The organism is Cupriavidus sp. HPC(L) (assembly GCF_000307735.3).
In the GTDB taxonomy this organism is placed as follows: Bacteria; Pseudomonadota; Gammaproteobacteria; order Burkholderiales; family Burkholderiaceae; genus Cupriavidus.
Map to the genome: position 1 here is coordinate 1 of NZ_AMPR02000279.1, position 13,104 is coordinate 13,104.

Here is a 13,104-nt window from a genome sequence, read left to right on the forward strand (position 1 = left end):
GGAAGGCGGGAAGGCGGGAAGGCGGGGAAGGCGGGGAAGGCGGGGGGAGAGGGGCCGACCGGACCGGACGCCCGGAAAGCAAAAAGCCCCGCACGGGGCGGGGCTTTCAGCGTCGTCTCGCCGGAAAGGCGAGGGGCGCGATGCCTTACAGCGGGGTGATGTTCGCTGCTTGCAGGCCCTTCGGGCCATTCTTCACTTCGAACGAAACGCGCTGGTTTTCTTGCAGCGACTTGAATCCAGAGCCCTGGATTTCCGAGAAGTGGGCGAACAGATCATCACCGCCTTCGTCCGGCTTGATGAAACCGAAACCCTTGGCGTCGTTGAACCATTTGACGATACCGGTTTTCATGGTCTTGCATTTCCTAAAAAAAATTAAAAAACGGAAGGCGCGTGGCGCTTCCGGCAGAGCAACTCAAGGAAAGGACACCATGGACAACCGAAGTACCATGACGGTGGCTAACGAATGTGCTGTTGCCTCGTCGCTTGAATCTAGCGCGCTTTATACGGGGGATCGGAGCCCACGTCAAGCGCGGAGTTCCCCTGCTGCAGGCTAGATCACGCGCGTGCCCTCGTGCGATCATCACCCATCTTGCATACAGTCTATTTGTCCGTATCGGCGCACCTGTATACAAAAGTGTAAGACATTACGTGTGCCTCCCCTGGCCAATGCCCGGGGAGGCTCTTGCCTTTTGCGAGAGACGGGACAAAACGATACAGGAGACACAGCATGTCGATGCCCGAACCCCTTTCCGAACCCAACGACACACCCGCCATGGCCGCGCCGTCGCGCCGCTCCCCGCTCGAACGCCTGTTCAAGCTGCGTGAGCACCAGACCGACGTGCGCACCGAGATACTGGCCGGCGTCACCACCTTCCTGACGATGGCGTACATCATCTTCGTCAACCCGACCATCCTGGGCGATGCGGGCATGCCGAAGGACGCCGTGTTCGTCGCGACCTGCGTGGCCGCGGCGCTTGGCACGCTGATCATGGGGTTCTATGCCAACTACCCGATCGCGATGGCGCCGGGCATGGGGCTGAACGCCTATTTCGCCTATACGGTCGTCAAGGGCATGGGCCTGCCATGGGAAGCCGCGCTCGGTGCGGTGTTCATCTCCGGCTGTCTGTTCCTGCTGGTCACGCTGCTGCGCGTGCGCGAGATGATCGTCAACGGCATCCCGCATTCGATCCGCGTGGCGATCACCGCCGGTATCGGGCTGTTTCTCGCCATCGTCGCGCTGAAGAACGCCGGCATCGTCACGGCGAGTCCCGCCACCCTGGTCACGCTCGGCGATCTGCATCAGCCTTCGGCGGTGCTGGCCATCGTCGGCTTCCTGGCGATTGTCGCGCTCGACCGCCTCAAGGTGAAGGGCGCGATCCTGATCGGCATCCTGCTGACCACGCTGCTGAGCTTTGCCTTCGGCGGCAACACCTTCCACGGCATCGTCTCCGCGCCGCCGTCGATCGATCCGACGCTGTTCAAGCTCGACATCACCGCCGCGCTGTCGATCGGCATCATCAACGTGGTGCTGGTGTTCTTCCTGGTCGAGCTGTTCGACGCGACCGGCACGCTGATGGGCGTGGCCAACCGAGCCGGCCTGCTCAAGGCTGGCAAGATGGATCGGTTGAACAAGGCGCTGATGGCCGACAGCACCGCGATCATGGCCGGCTCCTTCCTCGGCACCTCGTCGACCACCGCCTATATCGAAAGCGCCTCCGGCGTGCAGGCCGGCGGCCGCACCGGCCTGACGGCGGTGACGGTGGCCGTGCTGTTCCTGGCCTGCCTGTTCATCGCGCCGCTGGCCGGCACTGTGCCAGCCTACGCCACCGCTCCGGCGCTGCTGTATGTGTCCTGCCTGATGCTGCGCGAGCTGGTCGATATCGACTGGAACGACGCGACCGAGGTGGTGCCGGCCGTGCTGACCGCGCTGGGCATGCCGTTCACCTATTCGGTGGCCAACGGCGTGGCCTTCGGCTTTGTGACCTATGCGGGCCTGAAGCTGCTGACCGGCCGGGCCAAGGACGTGCCGATCATGGTGTGGATCATCGCCGCGGTCTTTATCTTCAAGTTCTACTATCTGCCCGGCCATTGAGGGAGCAACGTATCGCGAACAGGGCGGCCACGGCCGCCCTTTTTCACGTCCGTCGCCGGCGATGTGTCCGGAAACGTTCGAATTTTCGCTGCATACTTGCCCAACCGTACCCGTTTCTGCGCACGGCCAGGCATGGCGGAACGCTGATGCCGTACCCGTTTCTGCGTCCAAGGTAAGTGCTTATTTACCTTGCGCACCATGGTGGGTCGCCGTTGTTACGGTCATCCCGAAGGATGATTTTGGGGGCATGCCCCGCCCGGGGGCTAGACAAACGAAGCCAAATGCACTGAACTAGAGGCATATTTCCGGGGGCGCTTCGAGGCGCCCCTTGTTGACTCCGGGAAACGGAGTGCGCCAGTGGCGCGACGCAGACCCATTCGATCCGCTGCAGCGGACGTACAGACAGACCGCCGCCAGGCGGCTTCGCCTCCACGACGAGAGCATGCGCCAAGCGTGCCGGAACAATAAGCGGAACAAGTGGTAATCGCGAACGTGTAGTGCCGGGGGATGTTGTTCAACGGGGAAGAATCATGACCGCAGGAGAAGTCCATCGGCCCGTTCTCGAGCCGACTCGATCCGCCACGCCTTCGATTGCCCGCGCCTGGAGCCATCTGGCCGATGTCGCCAGCGCCAAACCCGATCACGATCCCAGCCAGTCCCATCGCGAGCATCGCGACGAATCGATCGCCGATGCCGTTGCCGCCCTGCTCGCGGCCGACGACAGTGTGCCGCCGAACATACGGCAGGCCATCGAGAGCCTGTTGCAACGCCACCGCCAGCTCGAAGCCGATGTCGCCCGCCTGCGCGCGCAGCGCGAGGAATGGATCGTCAACGTGCTGACCTATCAGGCCCTCTATCACCGTTATTCCGGCCAGACCCTGCATGACCCCAGCGACCGCCTGATGCGCGAGCGAGACAGCATGCGCCGGACCATCCGTGAACAGCTGCGCAGCGGCACGACGCCGACCGCGATGTTCGATCTGCCTCCCCACAGCGTGTCGAGCGTGTAATGGCGGCCCCGCACATGGGTGCCCAGCCGCACCGCTTACCACTGGACCGCGGCCCGATCCCGTCCGCCAGCCGGCGCGGCGAGACGGTCCGGCATGCGGCCACGCCAAACGCGCGGGAGAACGGCATGGACCGACTGAGCAAGCCGCCATCGCGGGCCGCGCAGGTCCTGGTGGTATCACGACAGCAGAACTTCGGCATCGATGCGAGCCAGTTCGGTCCCGGTTGGGAGATCCGCCACCACCACCAGTTGCGCGATCTGCCGCGCGTAGTTCGCGGCAGCGGGCCGATGGCCGGCGTGCTCGACCTGGAGAGCGAATACACCGATGCCGAGATCGCGCTGCTCGAGCAGAGCCTGCAATGCCTGCACGTGATGTGGGTCGCGATCACGTCGCCGCAGCGGCTCGAGGACGAGCGCGTGCGGCGCCTGATCCGGGACTATTGCGTCGACTACGTGCGCGTGCCGTTCTCGTACAACGAGCTCGCCTACACGCTCAAGCATGCGCACGGCATGGCCGCGCTGCACGCCGCGCGCGGGCCGGACACGGCGGTGCAGGGCAAGATGATCGGCGAATGCGCGGCGATGCGCGCGATGTTCCGCTCGCTGTCCAAGGTGGCGCACAACGATGCCCCGGTGTTCATCTCGGGCGAGTCGGGCACCGGCAAGGAACTGGCCGCGCAGGCGATCCACGAAGCGTCGAACCGCCGCAAGGGGCCGTTCGTCGCGATCAACTGCGGCGCGATTCCGCCGCACCTGGTGCAGTCCGAACTGTTCGGCTACGAGAAGGGCGCCTTCACCGGCGCCAACCAGCGCAAGATCGGCTGGATCGAACAGGCGCAGGGCGGCACGCTGTTCCTCGACGAGATCGGCGACCTGCCGCTGGAGAGCCAGGTCGCGCTGCTGCGCTTCCTGCAGCAGGGCATGATCACGCGCCTGGGCGGACATCAATCGATTCCGCTGGACCTGCGCATCATCTCGGCCACGCACGTGGACCTGGTCGCGGCGCAGGCAGAGGGGCGCTTCCGTTCGGACCTGTTTCACCGGCTGTGCGTGCTGACGCTGTCGATCCCCCCGCTGCGCGAGCGCGGCGAGGATATCCTGCTGCTCGCCAACGCGGTGCTCGCCGAGCATGGCCACGAGGCCCATCGGCGCATTCGCGGTTTCTCGCCGTGCGCGACGCAGGCGATGATGCAGTACGGCTGGCCGGGCAATGTGCGCGAGCTGATCAACCGGGTGCGGCGCGCGATCGTGATGACGGACAATCGCAAGATCACGGCCGAGGACCTGCAGTTGCACGGCAACAGCGACGCGCCGCGCAAGACCCTCGACGCGATTCGCGAAGAGGCGGAGCGCGAGGCGATCCGCTCGGTGATGGCAAGCCACGGCTTTCACGTGGTGCCCGCCGCGCGCGAGCTCAACGTGTCGCGTGTCACGCTTTACCGGCTGATGCACAAGCACAATATCCGCGTCGAAGGGCAGTCGAACCACGCGGAGTAGCGCGTCGCCGCGGACAGCGGCGATCACCGGGGCCGACGATGCGTCGGCCCTTTTTCATGGTGAGGCGATCAGCGCCGCGGCGCCAATGACGACGCAGGCTTCCAGCATCCGGAGCCAAGACCGCCGCCGTAGCCGGCCGCGTCGCCCGACGCCGCCAGCAGATCGAACGGCAGGCGACCCACCTGCCGCGTCTTGCCGTCGTCATCCACCGCGGACCACTGCCCGCGCGGCTCGCCGTCCTCCGCGCTGCCGCCAAGCACGCCCAATGACAAGCCGAAGCCCCTGACGTAGATATCGTTGCTCAGTGCCGTATGGCTATGGATCTCGGCATCGTCGGACCGGTCCAGATGGCTGAAGCTGCCGGCCGCGGCGCTTGTACAGAAGGTGGCCATCGCGGCCAATGCGCAAAGCTTCGTTTTCATTGTCTCTCTCCTCCCTGCTCGGATACCGGGCGAGCCGCCGGCGCGCGCAGCGGCGCACGAACAGGCGACCGGCTGACGGCATCAGGCCGCCGACGACCCACGGGAGGACAGCTAGCGTCGCGTCCGGCTGCGGAAGGCCGCGATCGGCAGGACGCGGTTGGACTCCAGGCAGAACGACGATGTCGCCCGATGCGGCAACCGCGGCGCAGGCAATAGCGGGGGCGACAGCAGTTGCAGTACCGACGGCGCGGCTCGCGCCGGACGTTGGGCGCGGCGTCGTGCCGTCATGCGTGCTGGAGGGTGACGCATGGTGGGGCGCTCTCCCGTGCTGAAGCGTGGATCCTGGCTCTTCCGGATGCTGTTGCGACAAGCATGCCAAGCGGCGCCAGCCCTTGCCCAGGCTCGGATTGGCGGGATATCGCGCCGGCGCGGAAAGTCCACCGCTGTGCGCCGGTCCGATTCTGTTGCGGCGTTGAAACCCGGGTGGCGGCGTCGGCCCTTGCCGTGTTTCCGTCCCGGGCCTGCCGCCATCGGCGGCACGGTGGCTCGCGGCCGGCCGGCACAACGGCACCGGCCCGGACATCCGTCCTACGGAGGAAGTTTGGATGAAGCAAGGGCGAGGAGCGGCCGGATGCGTTCGCCAAAACGGCGGAAGTGGCGCGATTCGGCGGCGCTTCCTCCCACCGGGCCCGCAGGTTGCAGCGGCTTAACGGCGCGCGGGCCGGACGCGGGCATGCGGATCCGCTGCGCAGGGGCGCATGCAAGGCATCCGGACACGCACGGATCGCACAGACGGAGGGATCCGTGCCCGGCCACGGTACGTCCGCAGAAACGGGTACGCTCCGCGGCTGCGCTCGCGCGTCACTCCTTGCGGGCCGGCGGATTGGTCGATGGCGCAGTGTCCGCGGCCGGCGTGTCGCCCGAAATCGGCTTGGGCCCGGGCTGGCTACGGTCGCAACCGGCGCTCGCCAGCATGGCGGCGATGCCCAGCGTCAGCGTGCCGAGCCGGACGGTGCGCAACGATGCGGTCGGAAAACGGATCACGGTACCTCCTGATGGAAAGGGGGACGAAAGGCGGTGCGCGACGGATCGGCGCGCTGTCCGCATTTACTCTAGCAGTTGGCCACGCCGGCCCTTGCGCCGATGCCGGCTTGGGCACAGCCGCAAGGCGCGGTATCCTGAACGCTGCCCCGCCGCGGCCGGCGGTGGCAGGACCCCAGCCCATCCGGACTTCAGCCCACCGACCAAGCCAGGGAGCGCCGTCTTGCCGATGTTCCAACCCGACCCCGAGCACCGCAACGGCCGCCGGCACGGCGTGGCCCGCATGCTGCCCGACCGTCATACGCTGCGCCGCACCGCCATGGTGGTGTCCGCCGCCGTGCAGTCGTGGTTCGCGCACCGCGCCGCCAGCAAGGGCGCCGCGCTGTCGTTCTACATGCTGTTCTCGCTGGCGCCGATCCTGGTGCTGGTGATCTCGATCGCGGGGCTGTTCTTCGGCGCCGAAGCGGCGCGCGGCGAGATCTTCGAGCAGCTGGAGGGTCTGCTTGGAACCCAGGGCGCGGCGGCGATCCAGCAGATCCTGGCGGCCACGCATCGCGCCGGCGGCAGCGGCATGGCCGCGCTGATTGCCACCGGCATCCTGATCGTCGGCGCGACCAGCGCCTTTGCCGAACTGAAGGCGAGCCTGGACGACATCTGGGAGGCCGACGCGACGCCGGCCAGCGGCTGGCGGGCGCTGGTGCGCACGCGGCTGCTGTCGTTCGGACTGGTGCTGGTACTGGCGCTGATGCTGCTGATCTCGCTGGTCGTCAATGCCGCGATTGCCGTGGTGCAGCGCTTCTGGGACGGCATGTGGTTCGAGTCGTGGCTGGCGCCGGTGGCCACGACGATCTCCAGCGGCTTCTCGTTCGTCGTGGTCAGCGTGCTGTTCGCCGTGGTGTTCAAGATGCTGCCGCGCGTGCGCGTGACCTGGCGCGACGTGGCGATGGGCGCGATCATCACCGCGGTGCTGTTCTCGGTCGGCAAGCGCCTGATCGGCATCTACCTGGGCAACAGCGCGGTGGCGTCCTCGTATGGGGCCGCCGGGTCGGTGGTGGCGCTGATGCTGTGGGTGTACTACTCGGCCCAGATCTTTTTCTTCGGCGCCGAACTGACCCATCAGTACGCGCTGCAATTCGGCAGCCTGCGCGAGCGGCAGCGCCGCGGCGAGGCGCCGGAACCGGTCGGCGCCGGGAACCGGTAGAATAACGGCCCATTCCCCTCGGGCGCCCCGCCGCGACAGCCGATCCCAAGCCGGCCGGCGCGGACCGCGACACCAGGCGCGGCGCGATCGGCTCGGCCATCGCGCTTCTGCCGCGCCCGCCGTGCCCCCCGGGTCCCGATCCATCCGCAGCCATCCGAACGTCCTACCGTGAGCTCGCTCGTATCCGAAATTGCGCGTCGTCGCACCTTTGCCATCATTTCCCACCCCGACGCCGGCAAGACCACGCTGACGGAAAAGCTGCTGTGGTTCGGCGGCGCGATCCAGGTCGCCGGCGAGGTGCGCGCGCGCAAGGCCGACCGCCACGCGACCTCCGACTGGATGGAGCTGGAAAAGCAGCGCGGCATCTCGGTGACGTCGTCGGTGATGCAGTTCCCCTACCGCGAGCACATCGTCAACCTGCTCGACACCCCAGGCCACGAGGACTTCTCGGAGGACACCTACCGCACGCTGACCGCGGTCGACTCCGCCGTGATGGTGATCGACTCCGTCAATGGTGTCGAGGCGCAGACGATCAAGCTGCTGAACGTCTGCCGGCTGCGCGACACGCCGATCCTGACCTTCATCAACAAGCTGGACCGCGAAGGGCGCTCGCCGATCGAGCTGCTCGACGAGATCGAGGACGTGCTGAAGATCCAGTGCGCGCCGATGACCTGGCCGATCGGCATGGGCAAGTCGTTCCGCGGCGTCTATCACCTGATCGACGACAAGGTGCAGCTGTTCGATCCGCACGGCGACAAGGGCACCGCCGCGATCCTGGACGGGCTGGACAATCCGGAACTCGATCGCGTGCTCGGTTCGCAGGCCGATGAACTGCGCGTCGAAATCGAGCTGGTGCGCGGCGCCTCGCACGCCTTCGACAAGGCCGCCTTCCTGGCCGGCAAGCAGACCCCGGTCTATTTCGGCTCGGCGATCAACAACTTCGGCGTGCAGTCGCTGCTCGACGCGCTGTGCGACCTGTCGCCGGCGCCGCAGCCGCGCGCGACCGACAGCCGCACGGTGCAGCCGGAGGAAGCGAAGTTCAGCGGCTTCGTGTTCAAGATCCAGGCGAACATGGACCCGCGCCACCGCGACCGCATTGCCTTCGTGCGGGTCTGCTCCGGCCGCTTCACGCGCGGCATGAAGCTGCTGCACGTGTCGGCGGGCAAGACGGTGGCCATCAACAACGCGATCACCTTCATGGCGCAGGATCGCAACACCACCGAGGAGGCCTACGCCGGCGACATCATCGGGGTGCCGAACCACGGCACGATCCGGCTGGGCGATGTCTTCACCGAAGGCGAGCCGCTGAAGTTCACCGGCATTCCGTCGTTCGCGCCGGAATTCTTCCGCCGTGCGCGGCTGAACAACCCGTTGAAGGTCAAGCAGCTGCAGAAGGGCCTGCAGCAGCTGGCCGAGGAAGGCGCGACGCAGATGTTCCGCCCGATCGCCTCGAACGAGCTGGTGCTCGGCGCGGTCGGCATCCTGCAGTTCGACGTGGTGGCGCACCGGCTCGAGCACGAGTACGGCGTCGACGCGATCTTCGAATCGCACGAGTGCGCGACCGCGCGCTGGCTCAAGGGCGACCCGGCCGAGATCGAGAAGCTGATCGAGAAGGCCGGCCACAACGTCGCGCTGGACGGCGCCGGCGACCACGTCTATCTGGCCCCGAGCATGGTCAACCTGCGGCTGACCCAGGAGCGCTTCCCGAACCTGCAGTTCATGGAAACGCGCGAGATCGTCTAGGCGGCTCGCGCCTCATCGTCGTCCCCGCGCATGCGGGGACTCACCGTCCTGCCCGCGGACCCCCATCGTGCCGCGGGCAAGCATTCAACCGCGCTTCCAACCCGCCGCTCAGAACGCCAGCGTCGCCTGCACGTAAAACGTGCGCGGCATGCCGACGTACTTGCCCAGGTTGTTGTCGGTCGAGCGCGTGAAATAGCGGCGATCGAACAAGTTCTTGACGCCGACCGCCAGCTTCAGGTTCGACATCGACTTGCCGAAGTCGTAGCCCAGGCGCATGTGCACCAGCGCGTAGCCGGGGATGTCGCCGAGCGCGCCGTTGGCGCTCTCTTCAGTCTGGTACGGCGTGCCGTCGGTCGGATCGCCCGGCGAATGCTGGCGCGATTGCGCGAAGCCATCGACGTTCAGCGTCCAGCGGTTGCGGCTGTAGCGCACGCCGGCGGTCGCCACATGGCGCGAGTAGAACGGCAGGTCGCGGCCGGCGAAGGTGCCGTGGTTGTAGGTCGCCTCGGTATAGGTGTAGCCAGCGTACGCCGACAGCCCGGCCAGCGTCTTCGACAGCGTGCCGAAGTCGTAGCGCAGCGAGCTCTCGACGCCGCGGTGGCGCGTCGCGCCGAGATTGGTCCAGGCGTCCGGGCTGCCCATCGTGCCGCCGCGCAGCTGCAGCTCGTCGTCGAAGTCGATGTTGAACAGCGTCAGCTCGCCGCCCCAGCCGTTGGCGTTGAAGTGCGTGCCCAGCTCGTAGGTCTTGGCCTTTTCCGGGGCCAGGCCATTGGTGGTCTGCGCGATCTGGAAGTACTGCAGCGGGCCGAACGACACGCCGGCATTGCCGAACAGCTTCCAGTTGTCGCTGACGTGGTACATCACGGCCAGCGACGGCAGCGGCTCGTCCGATTTGATGTCGGTGCGGCGCTGCGTGAAATGGTCGGTCACGTTGGAGCGGATCATTTCATAGCGCAGGCCCGGCGTGATGGTCCAGTTGCCGACGTTGATGGTGTCGTCGATGTAGACCGCGTTGGCGGTGGTGCCGCCGCTGCGCCATTGGTACATCGGCGAGGCGATCGTGGTCGGATCGACGGTGCCGGGCGTGTAGAACGCCGTGCGCGATGCCTGCTCGTCGCTCGACTCGCGCAGGTAACGGTAGCCGACGCTGACTTCGTGGCTGACGTTGGCGCCGCGGAACAGCTGCGAATAGCGCGGCTCGACGGCGAAGGTGTGGTAGTGCCGCGGGAACGATCCCAGCCGGCGGCGCCCGGCGCTCTCGCTCTCGATCTGGCTGCCGCGGAAGCTGTCGGTGTAGTACGTCAGCACCTCGAACTTGCGGTTGTTGTCCTGGTGCGAGTACTTCAGCGAGACGTCGTTGCGGCGGCCGGCGAAGGTGTCGTAGGGCCGCACCGACTGGAACGGATCGGCGGCGTATTGGGCGGCCGTCAGCCCGCCCGGCATGTCGGCCAGCGCCTCGTAATAGTGGTAGCTGGCAGTGATCTGGTCCGTGCTGGAGATCCGGTACGAACCCTTGAGCATCAGGTCGTCGATGTCGACGCGGTCGTTGCCGCGGCGATAGCCGTCGCCGTGCACGCCCGAATACATCAGCGCGCCGCCCAGGCCGTTGTCGTTGGTGCCGCCGATGAAGACGCTCGGCATGGTCTTCACATTGCCGCCGTGCGTCGCGATCTCGGTTTCCACCGAGGCCTGCGCGGCGAACGTCTGCGGAATCGGCCGGGTCACGAAGTTGATGATGCCGCCGACGTTCTGCGGGCCATAGCGCACGGAACCGGCGCCGCGCACCACGTCGATGGTGTCGATATTGCCCATCGACAGCGGCGCCATCGACAGCTGAGGCTGGCCGTAGGGCGCGACCGCCAGCGGAATGCCGTCGAGCAGCACGGTCGAGCGCGGCGACAGCCGCGAGGCGAGACCGCGCACGCCGACGTTCAGCGAGATGTCGCTGCCGCCGGTGCCGTTGCTGTCCTGCACCTGCACGCCCGGCATGCGGCGCAGCACCTCGCGCACATTGGTCGCGCCGCTTTCCTCGATGGTGCGCCGGTCGGCGATCGAGCGCGCGCCGGGATGCTCCAGCACCTTGGTTTCGTTGGGCTGGTCGAGCCAGTTGCCGACCACGGTCACCGTGCTCAGCGTCTTGTCGGCGTCCGCCACCGCGGTGGCGGCTTGCGCCTGGGTTTGCGGCGACGCCTGGGCGGTTACGACAGGCTCGGCGGCACGGGCCGGGGACGACAGGCACAGCAGGGCGACGCCGGCGGCTGCGGCGGTCAGGCGGAAGGCGGCTTGCAAGATCGGATCCTGAAGAAAGGCGGGAAAGCGGCATCGGGTTCGCGAGACGGCGCGCGATGACCGACACGTGACCTGATGAGCGGCATCACGGCGTCGGCGTCACCCGAGAAGCGGCGGATTATAAATGCGAAGCATTCTCAAGCGCCCGAAACCTGCCTCGCCGTCATGGTCGACGTTGCAGGAGGCCAACACCGCCAACACCGGTCCAACACCGGTCCAACACCGGTCCAACACCGGTCCAACACCGGCCCAACACCGGCCCAACACCGGCCCAACACCGCGCTGCCGAACGGACTCATGTAGCGTCGAGCGCGCATGGCGCCGCTCCGCTAGAATTGCGGCTTGCCGGCGTAGCGAGCCATGGCGACCCATGGGCGCCTCACACCGGCCTCCCGCTGTCCCGGCAGCCGTCACCGCACAAGGCGGCGCCGCTTCTCTCTCCCGCCATGCCTTCCACCCCTGCCAGCACGACCCCGGCCGCTTCCGACCCGGATTCGGTCTTTCGCGACCCCGGTTTCCGCATGTTCTGGTGCGCGCGTCTGTGCACCACGATCGGGTATCAGATCCTGACGGTGGCCGTCGGCTGGCAGATGTACGACCTGACCGGCGACGCGCTGATGCTGGGGCTGGTCGGCCTGGTGCAATTCCTGCCGTCGGTGGTGCTGCTGCTGATGTCGGGCCACGTGGCCGACCGCTTCGACCGCCGCCAGATCGTCCGGATCTGCCAGCTGACCGAAGCCGCGATCGCCATCGGCATGGCGGCGGCCAGCCTGGCCGGCTGGGTCCGGCACGAACACATCTTCATCTTCGTCGCGCTGCTGGGCGCGACCCGCGCGTTCGAAACGCCGACGCTGCAGGCGCTGCTGCCCAGCGTGGTGACGCCGCGCCAACTGCCGCGGGCGGTCGCGCTGTCGAGCTCGGCGACGCAAACGGCGATCATCGTCGGCCCGGCGCTCGGCGGCTTCGCCTATGTGGCGGGTCCCGGCGTGGTCTACGGCATCGGCGCACTGCTGTTCCTGGCGGCCGCGACGCTGATCACGCTGCTGCGGCTGCGCCAGCGGCCGCAGCGGCTGACGGCACCGGTCAGCATCAGCACGCTGTTCGCCGGGTTTGCCTATATCCGCAGCCGGCCTGTGCTGCTAGGCGCGATCTCGCTCGACCTGTTCGCGGTGCTGCTGGGCGGCGCCACCGCGCTGCTGCCGATCTATGCGCGCGACATACTGCACACCGGTCCATGGGGGTTGGGCCTGCTGCGCTCGTCGCCGGCGATCGGCGCGCTGGCCACGGCGATCTGGCTGGCCCGCCATCCGCTCGAGCGCAAGGTGGGCCGCGTGATGTTCGGCGCGGTGGCGCTGTTCGGCCTGGCGACGATCTGCTTCGGGCTGTCGACGCTGCTGCCGTTGTCGATGCTGGCGCTGGTGGTGCTGGGCGCCTCCGACATGATCAGCGTGGTGGTGCGCTCGACGCTGGTCCAGCTCGATACGCCGGACGACATGCGTGGCCGGGTCGGCGCGGTCAACTCGGTCTTTATCGGCGCCTCGAATCAGCTCGGCGAATTCGAGTCCGGCGTGACCGCGGCCTGGCTCGGCCCGGTCGGCGCCGTGCTGCTTGGCGGCATCGGCACGCTGGTGGTCGTGGCGGTGTGGATGCGTCTGTTTCCGGCCTTGGCGAGCCGCGATCGCCTGCACGACACGCCCGGCCCAGTCTGAGGGCGTACCCGTTTCTGCGTGGCGCCGGCCCGGTGCAAGCGGCGTCGGCGTCACTACTTCCAAAATTTTTTCCATCCGCTGCAGCCCTTGCCCAGCAAGGG

The 13,104-nt window shown here is 67.3% G+C and carries 10 protein-coding genes; 6 read left to right on the top strand and 4 right to left on the bottom strand.

Annotated features, from left to right (window positions below):
• Nucleotides 1–145 precede the first annotated feature (145 nt).
• Nucleotides 146–349, bottom strand: a complete 204-nt coding sequence (locus tag B551_RS15545; RefSeq protein ID WP_006576725.1) for a cold-shock protein — start codon at nt 347–349, stop codon at nt 146–148.
• Nucleotides 350–772: 423 nt separating this feature from the next.
• On the opposite strand from B551_RS15545, the gene B551_RS15550 reads away from it, so the two are divergent.
• The 3 genes from B551_RS15550 to B551_RS15560 all read left to right on the top strand — a co-directional run bounded on the left by B551_RS15550 (nt 773) and on the right by B551_RS15560 (nt 4,598).
• Nucleotides 773–2,092, top strand: a complete 1,320-nt coding sequence (locus tag B551_RS15550) for an NCS2 family permease (RefSeq protein ID WP_006576724.1) — start codon at nt 773–775, stop codon at nt 2,090–2,092.
• 530 nt (nt 2,093–2,622) lie between these two features.
• Nucleotides 2,623–3,102, top strand: coding sequence for a hypothetical protein (locus tag B551_RS15555; protein ID WP_006576723.1), 480 nt, complete (start codon nt 2,623–2,625; stop codon nt 3,100–3,102).
• A 125-nt stretch (nt 3,103–3,227) separates the two neighbouring features.
• The gene (locus B551_RS15560; protein WP_043440109.1) at nt 3,228–4,598 is read left to right on the top strand and encodes a sigma-54 dependent transcriptional regulator; all 1,371 of its coding nucleotides are present in this window, start codon (nt 3,228–3,230) and stop codon (nt 4,596–4,598) included.
• A gap of 68 nt (nt 4,599–4,666) precedes the next feature.
• Here B551_RS15560 and B551_RS15565 read toward each other — a convergent pair whose 3' ends face one another.
• Together B551_RS15565 and B551_RS15570 are read right to left on the bottom strand one after the other, a co-directional pair.
• Nucleotides 4,667–5,020, bottom strand: a complete 354-nt coding sequence (locus B551_RS15565; RefSeq protein ID WP_006576721.1) for a hypothetical protein — start codon at nt 5,018–5,020, stop codon at nt 4,667–4,669.
• Nucleotides 5,021–5,881: 861 nt separating this feature from the next.
• Nucleotides 5,882–6,064 (bottom strand): hypothetical protein, encoded by a 183-nt coding sequence (locus B551_RS15570; protein WP_006576720.1) that lies wholly within the window; start codon nt 6,062–6,064, stop codon nt 5,882–5,884.
• Between the two features lie 226 nt (nt 6,065–6,290).
• Here B551_RS15570 and B551_RS15575 point away from each other — a divergent pair, with 226 nt between their 5' ends.
• A complete protein-coding gene (locus B551_RS15575) occupies nt 6,291–7,262 on the top strand; it encodes a YihY/virulence factor BrkB family protein (protein WP_023264480.1) in 972 nt (323 codons plus the stop codon).
• Between the two features lie 168 nt (nt 7,263–7,430).
• The gene (locus B551_RS15580; RefSeq protein ID WP_006577923.1) at nt 7,431–9,005 is read left to right on the top strand and encodes a peptide chain release factor 3; all 1,575 of its coding nucleotides are present in this window, start codon (nt 7,431–7,433) and stop codon (nt 9,003–9,005) included.
• 108 nt (nt 9,006–9,113) lie between these two features.
• Here the strand turns inward: B551_RS15580 and B551_RS15585 are convergent, their stop codons facing one another.
• The gene (locus B551_RS15585; RefSeq protein ID WP_006577924.1) at nt 9,114–11,294 is read right to left on the bottom strand and encodes a TonB-dependent siderophore receptor; all 2,181 of its coding nucleotides are present in this window, start codon (nt 11,292–11,294) and stop codon (nt 9,114–9,116) included.
• Nucleotides 11,295–11,740: 446 nt separating this feature from the next.
• Here B551_RS15585 and B551_RS15590 point away from each other — a divergent pair, with 446 nt between their 5' ends.
• Nucleotides 11,741–13,003 (top strand): MFS transporter, encoded by a 1,263-nt coding sequence (locus B551_RS15590; protein ID WP_006577925.1) that lies wholly within the window; start codon nt 11,741–11,743, stop codon nt 13,001–13,003.
• Nucleotides 13,004–13,104 lie beyond the last annotated feature (101 nt).

Coding starts and splice junctions, on each gene's coding strand:
- B551_RS15545 (WP_006576725.1), bottom strand. CDS start 349: ATGAAAACCGGTATCGTCAAATGGTTCAACGACGCCAAGGGTTTCGGT.
- B551_RS15575 (WP_023264480.1), top strand. CDS start 6,291: ATGTTCCAACCCGACCCCGAGCACCGCAACGGCCGCCGGCACGGCGTG.
- B551_RS15590 (WP_006577925.1), top strand. CDS start 11,741: ATGCCTTCCACCCCTGCCAGCACGACCCCGGCCGCTTCCGACCCGGAT.
- B551_RS15565 (WP_006576721.1), bottom strand. CDS start 5,020: ATGAAAACGAAGCTTTGCGCATTGGCCGCGATGGCCACCTTCTGTACA.
- B551_RS15560 (WP_043440109.1), top strand. CDS start 3,228: ATGGACCGACTGAGCAAGCCGCCATCGCGGGCCGCGCAGGTCCTGGTG.
- B551_RS15550 (WP_006576724.1), top strand. CDS start 773: ATGGCCGCGCCGTCGCGCCGCTCCCCGCTCGAACGCCTGTTCAAGCTG.
- B551_RS15555 (WP_006576723.1), top strand. CDS start 2,623: ATGACCGCAGGAGAAGTCCATCGGCCCGTTCTCGAGCCGACTCGATCC.